General features: G+C 67.5%; 18 protein-coding genes. 6 read left to right on the top strand and 12 right to left on the bottom strand.

Annotated elements, in window-relative coordinates:
- Positions 1–55: 55 nt before the first annotated feature.
- The 4 genes from ABZ382_RS29505 to ABZ382_RS29490 form a co-directional block, all read right to left on the bottom strand.
- Positions 56–922: an alpha/beta hydrolase gene (locus ABZ382_RS29505; protein ID WP_357095541.1), complete on the bottom strand. Its 867-nt coding sequence runs from the start codon at positions 920–922 to the stop codon at positions 56–58.
- Positions 923–1,052: 130 nt separating this feature from the next.
- Positions 1,053–2,981, bottom strand: coding sequence for a peptidase (locus ABZ382_RS29500; RefSeq protein ID WP_357095539.1), 1,929 nt, complete (start codon positions 2,979–2,981; stop codon positions 1,053–1,055).
- Between the two features lie 42 nt (positions 2,982–3,023).
- Positions 3,024–3,962: a M56 family metallopeptidase gene (locus ABZ382_RS29495; RefSeq protein WP_357095536.1), complete on the bottom strand. Its 939-nt coding sequence runs from the start codon at positions 3,960–3,962 to the stop codon at positions 3,024–3,026.
- A complete protein-coding gene (locus ABZ382_RS29490; RefSeq protein ID WP_357095533.1) occupies positions 3,959–4,324 on the bottom strand; it encodes a BlaI/MecI/CopY family transcriptional regulator in 366 nt (121 codons plus the stop codon). Before ABZ382_RS29490 ends, ABZ382_RS29495 begins: the two co-directional genes overlap by 4 nt.
- Positions 4,325–4,438: 114 nt before the next feature.
- Between ABZ382_RS29490 and ABZ382_RS29485 the strand changes: the two genes are divergently transcribed.
- On the top strand, positions 4,439–5,743 hold the full coding sequence (locus ABZ382_RS29485) for a family 1 glycosylhydrolase (RefSeq protein ID WP_357095530.1): 1,305 nt from the start codon (positions 4,439–4,441) through the stop codon (positions 5,741–5,743).
- Here ABZ382_RS29485 and ABZ382_RS29480 read toward each other — a convergent pair.
- The 4 genes from ABZ382_RS29480 to ABZ382_RS29465 all read right to left on the bottom strand — a co-directional run bounded on the left by ABZ382_RS29480 (position 5,715) and on the right by ABZ382_RS29465 (position 7,876).
- Complete coding sequence (locus ABZ382_RS29480) at positions 5,715–6,236, bottom strand: hypothetical protein (protein WP_357095527.1); 522 nt, start codon at positions 6,234–6,236, stop codon at positions 5,715–5,717. The two genes, ABZ382_RS29485 and ABZ382_RS29480, sit on opposite strands and share 29 nt — an antisense overlap.
- 62 nt (positions 6,237–6,298) lie before the next feature.
- Positions 6,299–6,553 carry a three-helix bundle dimerization domain-containing protein gene (locus tag ABZ382_RS29475; protein ID WP_357095524.1) on the bottom strand — a complete coding sequence of 85 codons (255 nt, stop codon included), beginning with the start codon at positions 6,551–6,553 and terminating at the stop codon, positions 6,299–6,301.
- A gap of 297 nt (positions 6,554–6,850) precedes the next feature.
- A complete protein-coding gene (locus ABZ382_RS29470) occupies positions 6,851–7,396 on the bottom strand; it encodes a hypothetical protein (RefSeq protein ID WP_357095521.1) in 546 nt (181 codons plus the stop codon).
- Positions 7,397–7,489: 93 nt separating this feature from the next.
- Complete coding sequence (locus tag ABZ382_RS29465; RefSeq protein ID WP_357095519.1) at positions 7,490–7,876, bottom strand: hypothetical protein; 387 nt, start codon at positions 7,874–7,876, stop codon at positions 7,490–7,492.
- A gap of 420 nt (positions 7,877–8,296) precedes the next feature.
- On the opposite strand from ABZ382_RS29465, the gene ABZ382_RS29460 reads away from it, so the two are divergent.
- From ABZ382_RS29460 to ABZ382_RS29450, 3 genes are all read left to right on the top strand, one after another.
- Positions 8,297–9,520, top strand: a complete 1,224-nt coding sequence (locus ABZ382_RS29460; protein ID WP_357095516.1) for an oxygenase MpaB family protein — start codon at positions 8,297–8,299, stop codon at positions 9,518–9,520.
- 125 nt (positions 9,521–9,645) lie between these two features.
- Complete coding sequence (locus ABZ382_RS29455) at positions 9,646–10,341, top strand: TetR family transcriptional regulator (protein ID WP_357095514.1); 696 nt, start codon at positions 9,646–9,648, stop codon at positions 10,339–10,341.
- A gap of 30 nt (positions 10,342–10,371) precedes the next feature.
- Positions 10,372–11,301 carry a LysR family transcriptional regulator gene (locus ABZ382_RS29450; protein ID WP_357095511.1) on the top strand — a complete coding sequence of 310 codons (930 nt, stop codon included), beginning with the start codon at positions 10,372–10,374 and terminating at the stop codon, positions 11,299–11,301.
- A 1-nt stretch (position 11,302) separates the two neighbouring features.
- On the opposite strand, the gene ABZ382_RS29445 is transcribed toward ABZ382_RS29450, so the two are convergent.
- The gene (locus tag ABZ382_RS29445; RefSeq protein WP_357095509.1) at positions 11,303–12,463 is read right to left on the bottom strand and encodes a hypothetical protein; all 1,161 of its coding nucleotides are present in this window, start codon (positions 12,461–12,463) and stop codon (positions 11,303–11,305) included.
- Positions 12,464–12,565: 102 nt separating this feature from the next.
- Positions 12,566–12,862, bottom strand: a complete 297-nt coding sequence (locus ABZ382_RS29440) for a hypothetical protein (RefSeq protein ID WP_357095506.1) — start codon at positions 12,860–12,862, stop codon at positions 12,566–12,568.
- Between the two features lie 124 nt (positions 12,863–12,986).
- Here ABZ382_RS29440 and ABZ382_RS29435 point away from each other — a divergent pair, with 124 nt between their 5' ends.
- Positions 12,987–14,051, top strand: coding sequence for a helix-turn-helix transcriptional regulator (locus ABZ382_RS29435; protein WP_357095503.1), 1,065 nt, complete (start codon positions 12,987–12,989; stop codon positions 14,049–14,051).
- A gap of 64 nt (positions 14,052–14,115) precedes the next feature.
- Entirely contained in the window at positions 14,116–14,442 is a 327-nt protein-coding gene (locus tag ABZ382_RS29430) for a hypothetical protein (protein ID WP_357095501.1), read from the top strand.
- A gap of 7 nt (positions 14,443–14,449) precedes the next feature.
- On the opposite strand, the gene ABZ382_RS29425 is transcribed toward ABZ382_RS29430, so the two are convergent.
- Positions 14,450–15,709 (bottom strand): lipase family protein, encoded by a 1,260-nt coding sequence (locus ABZ382_RS29425; RefSeq protein ID WP_357095498.1) that lies wholly within the window; start codon positions 15,707–15,709, stop codon positions 14,450–14,452.
- A gap of 103 nt (positions 15,710–15,812) precedes the next feature.
- Positions 15,813–16,205 carry a nitroreductase/quinone reductase family protein gene (locus tag ABZ382_RS29420; RefSeq protein WP_357095495.1) on the bottom strand — a complete coding sequence of 131 codons (393 nt, stop codon included), beginning with the start codon at positions 16,203–16,205 and terminating at the stop codon, positions 15,813–15,815.
- Positions 16,206–16,211 lie beyond the last annotated feature (6 nt).

The following is a 16,211-nucleotide window of genomic DNA, read 5'->3' as shown; positions in this document are numbered from 1 at the left end:
GGCCGGCCGCGCCGCCGCGTGTTGCTGGGAAAAGCGGGCAGCGCGGCCGGGGCGGTCAGGACACCGTGCGGGTGAGGAATTCGCGGATCAGCGCGGCGATCTCGGGTCCGTGGGTTTCCAGGGCGAAATGGCCCGCGTCGAGCAGGTGCAGTTCGGCGTCGGGCAGGTCGCGCAGGTAGGCGCGGGCGCCGTCGGCTCCGAAGATCTCGTCGTGTTCGCCCCAGGTGATCAGCACCGGCGGACGGTGTTCGGCGAAGTACTTCTGGAACGCCGGGTAGCCGTCCAGGTTGAACTGGTAGTCCCAGAACAGCTGGAGCTGAATCTCCTTGTTGCCCGGGCGATCCAGATACGCCTGATCGATGGTCCAGCTGTCCGGGCTGACCAGGTCCTGCCGGTCGGCCGGGACGCCGTGCAGGTACTGCCACCGCGTCGCGTCGGCCTCGAGCAGCTTCCGCACGCCCGGCTCGTTGGCGGCGCGGTCCTTGGCGTGCGCGAAGAGGATGTCCCAGAACGGGGTGAAGCCCTCGAGGTAGGCGTTGCCGCTCTGCGTGATGATCGCGGTGACGCGCTCGGGATGGGCGGAGGCGATGCGCAGGCCGATCGGCGCGCCGTAGTCGTGGATGTAGAGGGCGAATCGGTCGAGGCCGAGCGCGTCGAGCAGGCCCTCGGTGATCTCGGTGAGTTTGTCGAAGCTGTAGTCGAATTCGTGCACCTGCGGCATGGCCGAGCGGCCGAAGCCGATGTGGTCGGGCGCGATCAGGTGGAAGTCGTCGCCCAGCTCGCGCATCAGGGTGCGGAACATGGCCGAGCTGCTGGGGAATCCGTGCAGCAGCACGAGGGTGGGCTTGGCGGGGTCGCCCGCCTCGCGGTAGAAGACGGGCAGGCCCTGGATCTCGATGGTGTGGTGGCGCACGGCGGTCATGGTCTCGGCCTTCCAGTTTCGTACCGATCAGTCTTTCTAACCGGTTATCGATTGATAGAAGGTTAGAGAGTTCGGGTATGTTCCGCCGCACGCCGAATTCGCCGTGTGATCGCCGTCATGCTCCGGCGATTTACCCCCTGACCTGCGACCACAGTCGCAGATAGACCTCCGCGCCGTGGAAGACGTCGGTCATGATCTCCGGTCCGCCGAGCACCCGGACCGCCTCGAGCCAATCCGCGTAGTTGCCGTAGGTGGCGGTGCCGTCGGTATTGATGTCGAAAGTCCGCTCGCCCCAGCGTTCCCGGTCGAAGGTCACCGCGCCGTCGTGGGAGGTGAACGGGTACTGGATCACGCCCGCGCCGAGCGGTCCGCCTTGGCCGCCGAGTCCGTTCATGTCCGAGCCGAAGCCGAATCCGAAATCGCCGGGACGCTGCATCGCCCGGGCCTCCCTCCAGGCCTTGACGAATCCCGCGGGCCCGCCCGCGTACGGGGTGGCGAATCCGCCCACGGCGTAGACGCGTCGGGTGGTGCGCTCGGAATCCCAGCCGTGCGAGGACAACACGCCCGGATAGTGCCGGGCCTCGATGATGGACATGACCTCGTCCGCGGTGGCCTCGCTCAGGTGATCGATCTCGATCAGGAAGCCCTGGTCGATCATCTTGTTGATCAGGTATCTGCCCAGCCCGGTCAGTCCGCGTGCGTTGCACTGCGTTCCGGCCGGGTACAGGGGGAGCGGAGCGCCGCCGAGCAGGGGGCCGGTGAGCTTGGCGAGCAGCTGGTTGATGTCACCGGCGATCGGCACCGACGGTTGCGGACTGTCGTGACCGGGGCCGGTGCAGGGCTGCACATTCCAGAAGGTGCCGGTCTGCAGGAAGTTGCCGGCATTGACCAGCAGGCCGGTGGTGTTGCTGTCCATCTTGGTGCCGCCGAAGGCATTGTCGAACTTGTGGACCGGGAAGAAACTGCTGACCCCGAGCGCGCGTAGTTCGCCCAGCCAGCGGTCGACATCGGCGGTGCCGCACTTGGGTTGGCCGAGGAAGACGCCGCAGCCCATCGGGTCGGACAGTTCCATGCCGAGGATCACCGCGAGCTTGCCCGACGCCGCCACCTGACGCGCCTGCGCGGGATCGGTGACGATGCGGAAGAAGCCCTGACCGGGTCCGCCCGCCTGGGCGTCGATGTAGTCCTGGAGGGCGCGCATGTCCGCGGCCTGGGTGCGCACGGAAGTCATGTCGTCGCACGGGTTCCGGCGATCGGTCATGATCGTGCAGAGCGACTCGTTGTCGACCAGGTCCACGGTCATCACCCGCAGGCCCGCCTTCCAGCTGCGCTGGATGCTGGTCCAGTAGGTGCCCTCGGTGCTGAGCTTGGCGGGTTCGGGCCAGTCCCGGAAGGTCGGCCACCCGGCGGTGTCGGATGTGCGGGGGCCGCCGTAGTCGAGGAAATCGGCGACCAGGCCGTTGGATCCGGTGCGATCGGACGCGCAGTCGGGCAGCGCGTAGGTCACGCCGTAGGGATGCCACGGGCGGCCGCAATGGAAGTCGCCGCCGAGGAATTCGAAGGCGGAGACGTGCACGTGCGCGTCGATGGTGCCGATGATCGAACCGTCCGCGCCGACGCTTCGGCCGGGGGTGCCGGTGGCGCTGTCCTGGGCTTCGGGGAAGTCCGCACAGCCGGTGTCGGGGACGAACGTGGCCGGGGTGCTGGTCTTGGTCGCGGCGTTCGAGAGCGTGAATCCGGTTGTGCCGGAACCCTCCACCTTCCAGACCGCGGTGACGGACGGATTCCTCGCGGGGTGGATCGAGCCCGCCGAGGCGTCGACGACCTCCTTGGTCCGTCCGTACAGCAGGTACTCGCCGAGCGTGGTCGCGTGCATCCGGAACGGTCCCGCCGACTGCGCCAACGGTCCTGCGGGAGTGTCGATGCGGTAGCAGCCGTCGACCAGTGAGTAGCGGGTCTGCGACGGATCGGGGGCGGGCTCAGCGGTCGCGAAACCGGTTCCGGGGCCGAGGGTTCCCGCGGCCAGCAGAACCGTGGCGAGGGCTGGTAGGTACTTCACGCGACGAAAATACTATGCAGCATAGTTTTTCGCGGATGAATCTCAGATCATGATCAGATAGGCGACCGCGGCGATCAATCCGATGGCGACGACCGACACCGCGGGAGCCAGCAGAATCGTCCCGACGACCAGGAGCAGCGCGCGGCGGCGCACGGCGACGCGGGATTCCGGTGGGGCCGAGAGACATTGCAGTCGCAGCTCCAGCGACTCGTCGACCAGGTCCAGCGCGGTGGTCGTGCGGGAGGCGACCGTCCGCAACGCGGCCGCGAGGGCCTGCGGGCCGGCCTCGGCCGCGGCCGCGCGATCGGCGGCGAGCTCGATCAGCGTGGTCATGGCCGCCGGCGCGGCGGCGAACAGCGGGATCCTCGGGAACGCGCGCGCGAAAACCTGGCAGACGCCGAGGATCTGATGATGGAATCCGCGCAGATGCGCGTGCTCGTGGGCGAGTACCGCCCGCCACTGCGCCTCGGTCAGACACCGCGCGAGACCGTCGGTCACCACGACATACCCGCCGCGCCCCGCGACACTGTAGGCCAGCGGCACCGGATGCTCGAGCCACACCAGGTCCGCGCGGGCGACGTCGACGCGGCCCAGCACCTCGACCAGCTCATTGTGCCGGCGGCGCAGGGCCGCTCCGCGTTCCCGATGCCCGAAGGCGATCCGCGCCAGCTGACCGGTGGGCGCCGTGAAGCCGATGGTGGTCACCGGCGCGACCAGCCCCGCCGTCCAGGTGACGACGATCGGTTCGAGTGCGCCCAGGCACGTCAGGGCGCTGCCGACGAAGGTCTCACCCGGTGGATAACCCGGCCACGCCAGCGCGATCAACGCCAGCGCGACATACCCGAGCGCGGCGGCGAACGCGCCCAGCCAGGCCGCCATCCCGATCGCGGGGGCGGCGCTGAAATCGATGCGGGACAGCGCCGCCGGGGTGGCCACCGCGACCGCGCCGGCGGCCACCAGCAGGGCCGCGATCAGAATCACCGGCGGTGCTCGTCGTCGGACAGGCCTTGCCGCAGCGCCTCGACCTCGTGGGCGCTGGCGGTGCGGGCCAGATGCAGGAGCACCGCCGGCGCGTCGGGGCTGGCGTCGAGGATTTCGCGCAGCAGGTCGGTGGTCGCCTCGGCGCGCGTGCGGCTGGGCCGATAGCGGTAGGAGCGCCCGACCTTCTCGCGCAGCAGCCACTGCTTTTCCCACAGGTGGGTCAAGACCGTCAATACCGTGGTGTACGCGGGAACTCGCTGGTCGTCGCTGAGCCGATCGACCACGTCGTGAACCGACAGCGCCTCGGAACTGTCCCACAGCACGGCCATCACCCGGCTCTCGAGTGCGCCCAGTCCTTTCATCACCCTCCTCGGTTCGACGGCCAATCTACTATTCGCCATAGTTTCCCGAGGCGTGATACGCATCCTCTATCGGAACGCCACGGAAACGGCTCTCCGACAGGTACTCTCGATGCGGTGGGACAACGTGTGCTGTTCTCGCTCGTATGTATCGTTCTGGCGGCCTGGGGTGTGGTCGTCACGCCCGGAAAGGCCACCGCCGATTCGTGGTTACCGCCGGTGGGCGGGAATTTCTTCTGGGGCGTTTCCAGCTCCGGATTCCAGAGCGAAGGCTTTGCGCCGGACAGCAATTGGAGCCGTTTCGCCGGGTCCGGTCGCGCCGAGGGATATGGGAACTCCGTCGACTTCCTGCATCGCTACGGCGAGGATATTCAGAATGCGGCCGACTTGGGTGTCGGCGTCTATCGCGTGAGCGTGGAATGGGCGCGCGTGCAACCCAGCCCCGGCGAATGGGATTTCTCCTTCTACGACAGCATGATTGCGCGGATTCGCGGCGCCGGAATGCGGCCGATGATCACCCTCGACCACTGGGTGTTCCCGGGCTGGGCGGTCGATCGCGGCGGCTGGCGCAATCCGGGGATGGTCGAGGACTGGCTCACCAATGCCCGTGCGGTGGTGGACCGTTACGCGAGCGCCGACCCGCTGTGGGTCACCTTCAACGAGCCCCTCGCCTACGTCGGCAAGGAGCAGGAGATCGGCGATATCGGCGCGGGCGACGTGGTGCCCATGATCGATCGGATGATCGCGGCGCACCGCGCGATCTACGACCACATCCACGCCCGGCAGGGCGGCGCGATGGTCACCAGCAATATCGCCTTCACCTCGGTCGGCGCGGACCAGGCCGACGCCTCCTTCATCGACCGGATCGCGGACAAGATCGACTATGTCGGCGTCGACTACTACTACGGCGGATCGCTGAGCAACCCGCCGAATGTGCTCGCGCAGCTCACCAATCAGCCGTCACCCCTCATCCTGGAGCCCGACGGCATCTACTACGCGCTGCGCCGCTACGCCCACCGGTTCCCGGGCCGCCCCCTCTACGTCGTCGAGAACGGCATGCCCACCTACGGCGGATCGGCCACCACCGACGGCATGACCCGCGCCGACAACCTGCGCGACACCGTCTACTGGGTGCAACGCGCCAAGGCCGACGGCATGAACGTCATCGGCTACAACTACTGGAGCATCACCGACAACTACGAGTGGGGCAGTTACGCACCGCGTTTCGGCCTGTACACCGTGGACGTGACCAGCGATCCCGGCCTGTCCCGCCGTCCCACGCCCGCGGTTCCGGCGTTCCGCGACATCGCCCTGTCGGGCGGCGTCCCCACGGGCTACGTACCCACCCGGGCCCCGGCCCTGTGCTCCCTCCAGGACCTGCCCTCCAGCTGCGTCAACCCCGTAGCTGCTCCGGGTCGCTGACCCGGTCCCCGTCGTGGGCGCTCAACTCGTGCCGCATCGTCTGCCGCAGCCGATCCAGGGCCCGGAGGAACGGCTCGTGAACCGCGTGCCACTCCGGTGAACCGGCGGGCCGTCGCCCGACGGTCATGCCGGTCTCGATCAGGGCCTCCCGGATATCGCGCAGCTTCCGATACGCCTCCGCGGCGTCCTCGCGGACCGCCCGGGCCGCCACCAGATCCAGCTCGTATCCCACCGCCACCAAGGAGAAGGACCGGAAGGCCGCGGTCACGGCCTCCCGGTCCAAGGGCGTCGGCTCGTGCAATCCCAACGCCTGCATGGCGGTATCGGTCTGCACGAGTGTGGTCAGGTACTTCACGTAGATCTCACGCTTGGTGTCGCTGAATCGCTGGGACTTCTCCCTGCGCGCCCGCGTCGTATCGATCGCGAGCGTGGTCGCGGCCCCGACGACCGCCCCTCCCAGCGTCCCGACGACCGCCAACCACTCCAATGCCACAACTGCCCCCGGTCGACTGGAATCGGGTGCCGGATCTCGGTCCGGCGCCCTCTCCGAAGAGTCTAGGCCCTGGTGGGGGTACGGAGCAGATCGTCGAGATCCATTGCGGCCGTGGCGTAGTCCATGCGTCGGTGCAGATGGCGTTCGGAGATCCGTTCCACCAGCAGCGGAATGAACTCACGGACACGGTGGCCCTCGAAATCGCGATGGACCCCGTGCACGACCTCCCCGATGAACCGCACCGTCAAATCGGGAAACCGAGCGGCCAACCGCGCGACGAGTTCACTGATCTGCTGTTCTTCGTCGGAATGCGTCATGCCTCCAGCCCTCCTGCATCGCGGTGTTCGATGCCGGCACCCGTACCGCCCTGCGGGTGACCAGCGAAGTGGACAACGGCCCGGAGCCCTGCAGCTCCGGACCGTGCCTCTCGATTGTTACGGCACCCAAACGAGCATTTCTCCCGCAAATCACTATTTGGCACTGGTTGTCAGCGACTAGGCACAGTGAAAGGAGCAAATGTAAGTACATCTGCAACAGTGACTTTCACGCACACTTCGCGCGGAATCGGGAATTTCCTCCGCAATGCCAGAAAAGGGCTGGTTAACGGCTGGTTCCTAGGACCGCTCGGGGTGGTTGGGGCCGATGGTGGGCGAGATTTTCCGCCATTCGTCGGCCCAGTCGGCACTGTGCCGCCGTGCCAGGAACCGGTCGGCGCACCAGGCGAGAAATGCCGTGCCGCAGGCGGTCGCGAGGACAATGAGGACCCCCGTGCTGACCCCTTGGGCCACGGCGTCGGAGTCGGACCGGGGCGGAGTGGTGTCCTGCCCGGTGGCGTCGACCCAGTGCACGACCTTGTCGCCCCGCTCGGCGGTCCCCGGCACGTCGACGAGCGCGATATTGGTCTGGCCGTGGATATTCCACTGCACCATGGCCTGCGGCGCACCGGGTGCCACGCTCTGGCCCGCGGCGCGGGGGAGCCGGATCGGATCGGAGACGACGGTCGCGGTGACCGAGGTCTTGGTCGCGTTGGCGGCGTGGATGCGGGCGGCGGCGGTATCGGCGGTGCGGAACCCGGCGATGACGGCGACCGGGACGCATGCCGCGACCAGCAGCGCCGCGAGCATGCGCCACGTCGCCTGGAATCGATCGGACCGTCGCATCAGCCGGTTCCGGCTCCAGGGAGCCGTCCGGCAGATGCGCCGCACGAGCTTCCGCACGTTGGCGCGTTACCCCGTGGCGGCCGCGCCAAACGGTCAGAAGCTGCCCAGCGGGTCCTGGTTGTCGAAGATGTATTTGTCGCCGTTGTACCAGGTGACGATGACCGAGGAAGCCTCCTCGGGCTCCTGTCGGCAATAGGAGACGCCGGGAAACGGGAGCGACGAGGATTCTCCGCATTGGTAGGCGTAATCGTCGGCGAGTTTCTGTGTCTCGAAGCGCTGGCCGAGGCCGCCGTAGCTGCCGGGGACCCAAATGGAGTCGGGGCCGGTGAACACCCACAGAATGCTGCCGAACAGCCAGGCGTAGAACAGATAGGTGGCGGCGACCGCGCCCGCGCAGAGCACGATGAACCGCCGGGTGCGGCGTCGGCGAGTTTTCTGTTCCCGGAACGGGTAGGAGCCTGAATCGGAACTGTCCATCATGTGGTCCTCCTCAGTCGGAGAGATGACATGTTCAGGCGTGTTGATCAAATCTACCGTGATCTGGTTCGAGAGTCTCCAATGAATTCGAATCGGCTGCCCGCGAGAGTATTTCGAACAGCGGTCGTCCGGCATTAATTCGGACGACCGATTTATTCGATAATCGCCGCGAGATCGGCCGGCCGCCCTACTGGCGCCGAAAACCGCTGAGCGGCAAGGCGACCGGTCCGCTGCTGCCCGCCGACCCCGTGTCGAGGTGGTTGAGCAGGTTCTGGATGACGACGTACGGGTTCATCGGCTGATCCTTCTTCCGGAGATCTACGGCAGGTGGTTGTGACTGCCGTCACGGTGTGGTCTCATCAAGATACACAGATACGCAAACTGTGTCTGTGTATCAGGCCCAATCGAAGAGGATTCACGGCTATGGATGCACACCGTCTGAGCAGGCGCGACGCATTGAGGACAGGAAGCGGCCTACTGGGAGTCGTCGGCGCCATGGCGTTGACACCGCGCACCGTGCGCGCGGAACCCTGGAAGTGGTCGCCCGCCGATTCGGTGGTCGGCGTCGGCGGCGGGGCGGACCCGATGACCGTCTACGACCCCGACGCCGACTCCGTGCTGGCCGACATCATCGACCACGCCGACGTCCCGCAGATCAACCGGCTGCTGGCGACCTGGATCTACAACGATCAACCCCTGCCCGCCGGACTGCCGAAGTCCTTGGCGGACTTCATCGAGGACGCGCGGCAGCTGCCGTCCTGGACCGATCAGGGCAAGCTGGCCAGCTCGTTCGAATTCACCAAGAAGCGGGGGACCTATCTGGGCGTGCTGTACGCGTTCGCCAGCGGCATGATGTCGACGGTCATCCCGCACGAGGCGCGGGCGGTGTACTACTCGCGCGGCGGCTCGCATCTCAAGGAGCGTATCGCCAAGACCGCGAAGTTCGGGTACGACATCGGCACGGTCAACGCCTACGGCGAGGGCGGCGAAATGGTCGTCACCTGCGTGAAGACCCGCATCATCCACGCGTCGGTACGGCATCTGCTGCCGCGGTCGCCGCACTGGCCGTCGGATGTCACGCCGATCAGCCAGGAGGACATGATGGTCACCTGGCACAGTCTCGCCACCACCATCATGCGCACCCTGACCGCGTGGAAACTGCCCATCCCGGCGGCGGAATCGGCTGGCTATCTGCACAGTTGGCAGTTGGCGGCCCACCTGCTCGGGATCCGCGACGAGTACATCCCGTCGACCTGGGACCAGGCCGACGCGCAGGCCGCGCAGCAGCTCGATCCGATCCTCGCCCCGACCGCCGAGGGCACCGATCTGGCGCATCAGCTGCTCAATCTGGGCGCGGATCTCGACCTGACGCTGCTCAGTCACGGCATTCTGGGCGCGTTCACCCGATTCATCATGGGGGACAAGGTCGCCGACTGGCTCGCCATTCCGCGGGAGCCGGTGTGGAGTCCGCTGCTGGAGGTCGCGTGGGGTCCGTATGTCGCGGTCCGGGAGGGCGTGTTGTCGGTGGCTCCGGTGGTCGACGCGCCCTACTGGATGTTCGACGAGTTCCTGCGGCAGTTCGTGCTCTGGTACATGGCCGAGCTGCGGATGCCGCTCAGTATCGAAATCCCGCTGACCAACCGGTGATTCGCCTGCCGATTCGGGGCGGCGGACACTGATGGGGACGGCGAGCCGTGGCTCGCCGTCGCCCACGAGCCTCCCGATCCAAGGAAACAGCTAACGTATCGCTGTATCGGCAACGATGTGGAGACGTGAAACGCGATCAGGAGGACGCCGTGGAACCCGCGCCGCGCGCGAAGGAACTTCCGCTCGGCAAGTCTCTGATCGAACGCGCCTACCTGCAAGCGGTCGAACAGGTCGACGACACCGACAGTATGCGGACCCGCATTCTCGACGCGGCCGACGAGCAGTTCCGGCGCTGGGGTGTGCAGCGGTCGACGATGGAGGATGTCGCGCGGACCGCGGGGGTTTCGCGGATCACCGTCTACCGGCGCTTCAGCACCAAGGAAGAACTGGTGGAACGCGTCATCCTGCGCGAATTCCGCCGGTACTTCGACACCTTCCTGGTGGATATCGCGGCGGCGGCCGATGTCGGGGAGCGGGTGGTCGTCGGGTTCGTCAGCTCGCTGCGCGCGCTGCGCGGCAATCCGCTGATCGGCGCCCTGATCACCGCCGAACCCGACTATTTCGTGAGTTCCCTGGTCGGCGACGGCGGCCGGGCGGTGGCCATGGTGCGGGAATTCGTGGCCCGCCAACTCCGGCAGGAACAGCGGGCGGGCACCATCTCCCCGGATCTGCGGGTCGAGGTGGTCGCCGAACTGATGGTCCGAATCTGCGCTTCCTTCCTGGCGATTCCGAGTCAGGTCGTCGATATCGACGACGACGAGCAACTCGCGACGATCGCTCGCCAATTCCTTCTTCCCATGCTCGACCCGCCGGGTCGGTAGCCCCGTACCGATCGATAGGGACTGACCCGTATGGACCCGCGCGATATCGAACTGCGCGATATCGAGATCTTCTTGACGCTGTCCGAGGAACTGCATTTCGGCCGCACCGCCGAACGGCTGTACCTCTCGCAGGCCCGCGTCAGCCAGGTGATCCGGAAACTCGAAAGCCGCATCGGCGGAAAGCTTTTCGACCGCTCCAGCCGCACCGTCTCGCTGACCCCGATCGGCCGCCGCCTGTTCGAGGACCTACAGGTCAACTATCGCGACCTGTGCGCCAGTCTGGGCCGCGCCGAGCGCTCGGCGCGCTACGGCGACGACGGCCTGCTCCGTATCGGCGTGACCAGCAGCAGCCTCGAGGAAATCCGGCCGCTGCTGGACATCTTCCAGGCCCGCCACCCGAATACGAGCGTGCACATCGAACACGTCCATTTCGGCAATCCCTTCGGCGCGCTGCGCGCGGACGAGATCGACATTCTGATCAGCTGGCTCCCCATCGAGGAACCCGATCTGATCGTCGGCCCGATCCTCTACGAGGAACCGTTCATGCTCCTCGTCGGCGCGAATCACCCCCTGGCCGAACGGGATTCGGCCACCTACGAAGACCTCGCCGACTACGGCGTCTTCGGCGCGGGCACCGACGCCGCCAACCAGCCCCCCGACTACTGGCAGAGCGCCATCACCCCGTTTACCACCCCCTCCGGCCGCGCCATCTCCCGCGTCGCCTACGTCGACAACTTCCAGGACATGATCCTCCAGCTGGCTGCGGGCAAGGCCATCACACCGGTGCACGCCCATGCCAGTCGCCATTACGCCCGCCCCGACGTCACCTATATCCCCATGCCCGATGCCCCACCCGCCCGCTGGGCTCTGGTCTGGCGCCGAGGCGCGGATTCCGACCTCACCCGCAGCCTCGCCGCCATCGCCACCGACTTCGTGAGAAACCGAGCGGCAGACCGCTGACTCAGCGGTGACCACCCGAGTGGTCGTGCGAGCAGGTGTCGGTGCGCCGGCCGTCGGGACTGGTAGCCGCCTGGCCCGCGCCATGACCCTCGAGCGCCGCGAACGGCCCGCACTGGTTCGCGGTGATCCACACATGAACCATCGGATTACCCGCACCGGGATTGATCGAGGCGGGCGGGCAATTGCCCTGGGCATCGGTGACTCCGGCGACCTGCGGGCCACCGTCGCCGGCCTTCCAGCAGAGGTTGTCGTGCACGTGCCACTGCATCAACGCCCCGCCGTAGTCCACCAGATCCGGGTCGTCGATCTTCTTGCCCTTCGCGATGTACATCGCCGACACCAGGGTCCGAGTGTCGCCGTCGACCCGATAGACCAGCGACTCAGGATGTTTGGCGTCGAGGAACAGGTCATCACGAATGTAGGCCGTATTGATGAAGTGCTCGTACCCGGTGACCGAATCGCCGATGGACCGGTAGCCGAGCGCGCCGATGGAACGCACATCGGCGAACGCGGGCAGGTCGTCCAGCGTGCTCCGAATCAACGCGATCGCTCGCTGCTCCTGCGCGGCGGTCACCCCCGGCACCCCGGACACATCGATCGGCTTCGCCGGATCCCACGCCCGCGGCCAAGCATTCCCGGTCCCGTGATCGTGCGAGGTGTGGTCGCCATCCGCATGCGAGTGATCGCCCCCGCCATGACTGTGCACGTGCCCGGCCCCGCCGAGCATCGCCGCCACCGCGAGAACACCCGCGAGTCCCGCGGCCGTCGCAGCCTGCGGTGCGGGAAGGTTCGCCTCCGGTCGTGCCAACGCGACCGCGGCCCCCGCGACCGCGAGCGCGCCCAGCGTCGCACACGTGCCATCCAAGAACTGCGGTGCCTCCGCTACCTCGAGCCCGTCAGGCCACGGCAACCCCGCGAACCGGGTGTACGCCCACACCCCCACGGCGACCAGATTCACCCCGATCACCATGGCCGGAACCGTCTTCCGCGCACTCACGAACGCCACCAGTCCGACCGCGCACTGCGCCGCGGCCAGCACGACCATCATTCGCGCGAGCGTCGCGTGCTCGGTGTGCAACCCGGCCGCGAACAGGTGCAACGCCCCGGCCCCTACCGCCGCCACGCCTCCGAGCAGCAGAAACCCATTGCGCCTACCGGCCATATCCCGGTCTCCTCTCATCCCGCGTGCACACTACGGGGAACAGACCGGCGCTGAACCCTGCCGCTCGTGAGGAATCTCTGTGGAATCCGCATTCCGGTGGGGCTAGGCCCGCAGGATCTGCTGTTCGGCGAGTCCGCGGAGTTCGGGTGCGCCGTGGCCGATCAGGACTCGCTGGGATTGGGGTGTGCGCCAAATACCCTCCAGCACAGTGGCGAACGCGACGGCCCGGTCGCGGCTGTCGAAGTCGAGGTCGACGTAGACCCGGTGGTTGTCGGGTTCGGCCCTGGTGATGCGGTAGGCGAGGACGCCGTTGTCGCGGCGGACCCGGTCGAACTTGTCGAACGCGGTCTTCCAGGCGTCGTAGTCCTCGACCTCGTTGGCGATATGCAGGGTGAACATGGGGCGCTCCTTCCAGGGCATCGGTGACGATGCCTTCAGCGTCCGCTGCGGCGATCGCGCATCCCATCCCGAATTCTGGGGATATCGGGGGCGGAGCCGACGTGGACCCGCCTACCCTGAACTCGTGTTCACACGGGCGGTGATGGCGCGGGAGAACATCGAGCGACTGTGTGACCAGTCCCTTACCGCGAAGGCGCTGCGCGAACAGGTGCTGGCCGAGATCCGGCGCGTTGTTCCCTTCGACGCCCACGTCTGGTTGCTGACCGATCCGGTGACCCGGGTCGGCACCTCGCCGCTCGCCGACATTCCCGGCCTGCGCTGGCCGGATCTGCCGAAGCTCGGGCGGGCGCGTTATCTGACCCAGGTCAACCGCTGGACCGACATGATCGACGCCGACACTCGGGTGAGCGCACTGCAGGCGGCCACCGGGGGAGACCTCGCCGCGTCCCTGATCTGGCGCGAATCGCAGGGCCCGCTCGGGGTGATCGATGTCGCGGCCGCGGTGTTCGCGGATCGGTTCGGCTGCTGGGCCTGGCTGGATTTGTGGCGGTTCCGCCCGGGCCCGCACTTCACCGCCGCCGAGATCCGCTTCCTGGCCACCCTCGCCGAACCGGTCACCGCGGGCCTGCGTCGCGCCCAGGCGCGCACCTTCGTCGCGGGCGGGCCCGCCGATTCGATCGGTCCGGCAGTGGTACTGCTCGGGCCCGATCTCACCGTGCGGGCGCAGACACCGATGGCCGTCGAGACCCTGTTCCGGCTGAATCCTCCCGATGAGCCGATGAGCGCGATCCCGGCCGCTGCCTACAACGTCGCGGCCGCGCTGATCGCCGACGAGGCCGGAATCCCGGTGGGGCCGCCCTGGTCGAGAGTGCATCTGGGACAGGGACGTTGGGTGACCCTGCGCGCGGCCCGCATCGGTCCGGTCGGCGACGGCGCCGGGGACATCACCGTCAGCATCGAAGCCTCGACCCCGGCGGAACGCCGCGAGGTGTTCGCGCTCGCCCACGGGCTGACACCGCGAGAACGCCAGGTCCTCGACGGTCTCACCGCCGGAATGGACTCGCGCGCGCTCGCGCGCCTGCTGGGCGTATCCGAGTACACGGTCAACGATCACGTGAAGGCGGTGCTCGCCAAGACCGGTTCGGCCACCCGGCAGACCTTGTCCTCCCGTATCGCGGGAATCGGCTGAGGCTTGACCGTGGTGTCGCCGGTGAGCGGGTCGAGTGTCCGACGGCCAGTAGTAGATGCCTATCATGAGCGACATGCCGGCCTGGGACTCGATCGACTACAACCTCGGATACTTCCTGCTGTGGCCGTTGTTCGTCGGCTTCCTGGTGGGGGGTTGGATCCGATTCCGTCAGTTGGAACGGGAATCCGCCGCACAGGAGCGGAACCGTTTGCAGGACAGCATGACTCGTGACCTGGCGGATGGCATGCCGCCGGCCCGCCCGGCCATCTCCATCGAACCCGACCCCGCGATGGACGCCTACAACCGCTACCTGGCCGACCTCAACGCCCGCGAACTCCGCCACCATCTGCGCTCGGCGGGCCTGGACGTCTTCGACTCGCCTTCCCGCTGACAGCAGATCAGGAGGCGGCGGCGCAGCCTCGGGTGGGTGGGCCGGAGGCGAAGCGGTCGCCGAGGTAGCGCAGGGCGCCCACGGCTTCGACCATGGCGGCGCCGCTGTGGCCGGGAATGTTCGAGAAGTGTTGTGTGAGAGTCGATCCCATCGAGCAGTAGCGGTTGATGAGGGCGTGGACGCCGGGGGCGGGGATCATTTCGTCGGCGTTGCTGTGGTAGAGGTACAGCGGGACGTCCGGGGTGATGGAGCCCAGTTCCTGGCGTTGGGCGGCTGCCACGATCGTCGGGTGGGCGAAGAGGTCGGCCGCGAGGGAGTAGTCGCGGACGTGGGTTCCCGAGTAGGTCTGTAGGAGGCCGGTTCCGCAGCGTTTGCCGACGTCGGCGAGCATACCGGTGCTGCGCTTGTTCAGCAGGACCTCGATCTTGGCCTTCGGCTCGTTGCGGATCAGCGCCGCCGTGATCAGCAGGGCCAGGGCCGCTTTCGGGCCGCCGTCGGCCGCGCGGGCGATGGCGGGGATGTCGGCGGGGATGCCGCCCGCGGCGATGCCGGTCAGCGGCAGCTCCGGAGCGTAGGTGGCGCGAAGTTGGCCCGCCCACAGTGCCGCGTAGGCGCCGCCGGAATAGCCCCAGATTCCGGTGGGGCTGTTGGCGAGTCCGGTGGACGGGAAGCGGCGTGCGGCGCGGATGCCGTCGAGCAGCGCGCGACCGGACATCACGCCGTCGAGGAATCTGGACTGCGGGCCCTCGTAGTCGGGGATCACCAGCGCATAGCCGAGGAGCAGCGGACCCGCGAGAAACGGCAGGTCCAAGGTGGTTTGGCTGTTGATGTTGATAGGGGCGCGCAGGGTGGCGGAGGGAGCGCACGCGGTGGTGAGAGCGTCCTCGGCGCTGGCGAAAGCCACCAGCGGACGAGGACCGGCGCCCCGCCAGGGCGCGGTCGGTTCGATCACCGTGGCGATCGTGGTGATGGGCTTGTTCTCGGAATCCGTTGTCAGATATTGGATTTGCCACACCGTGATGGGCAGCGGCGTCGACAACCCGAACAGCTTCACGCTGCGCCAGGCCAGCGGGTCCCCACTCTGGTGGGCGCCGAGGTCGGCGGGTGTGCTGTAGAACGGATCGGCTTCGGGCGCGGGCGCGGGCGCGGCCACCGCGGAGGAGATCGCGGTAGTGAACGCGAGGACAAGCGCGCCGAGAAACAGGGCGTGCCGGGCGGTCTTCTGCACAATGCCGCATGACGTGCGGCGCCTCATGGTCTTCCGCATCGCAAGCACAGTATCCGCTGTCTTGGCTGGTCAAGCGGTCCGGAAGCGGTGTGTCGCGCCTGGATTGTCCGGCGTGGGAGAGCCTCCCGGTCAGCCGCCGGTGTCAGTCCAAATCAATGCGAACGGTCATCAGATCGGTACCGACCACCCGCACCGCAGTGCTGTTCGCCTTCGGCAACGACCGCAGCCGAGCCACCGGATCGTCCTCCGGCATCAGGTGCGCGGTACCGGTGAACCACCGCCCGCGAATCCGCAGTCGAACCCGATTGTCGGCTTCGATGTTCCGGATGTACTGCGACCGCCGCCCGAACTCCGATACGAACCAGAAGGCACCGCCGCTGCGCCGCCCGCCGATCGGCGTGATCCGCGGCTGCCCGCTGACCCGGCCGGTCGTCTCCAACAGCGTCTGGATCGGCAATCGCCCCAGAATCGGGTTTCCCACTCTCCGTTGGAATCCCGTCACCACAGCATGTTGGATCTCGCGCCGGTCTGCCATGCCCCG

This window comes from Nocardia sp. NPDC005825, assembly GCF_040630175.1.
Classification (GTDB): domain Bacteria; phylum Actinomycetota; class Actinomycetes; order Mycobacteriales; family Mycobacteriaceae; genus Nocardia.
This window is presented reverse-complemented; position numbering and strand designations above follow the sequence as displayed.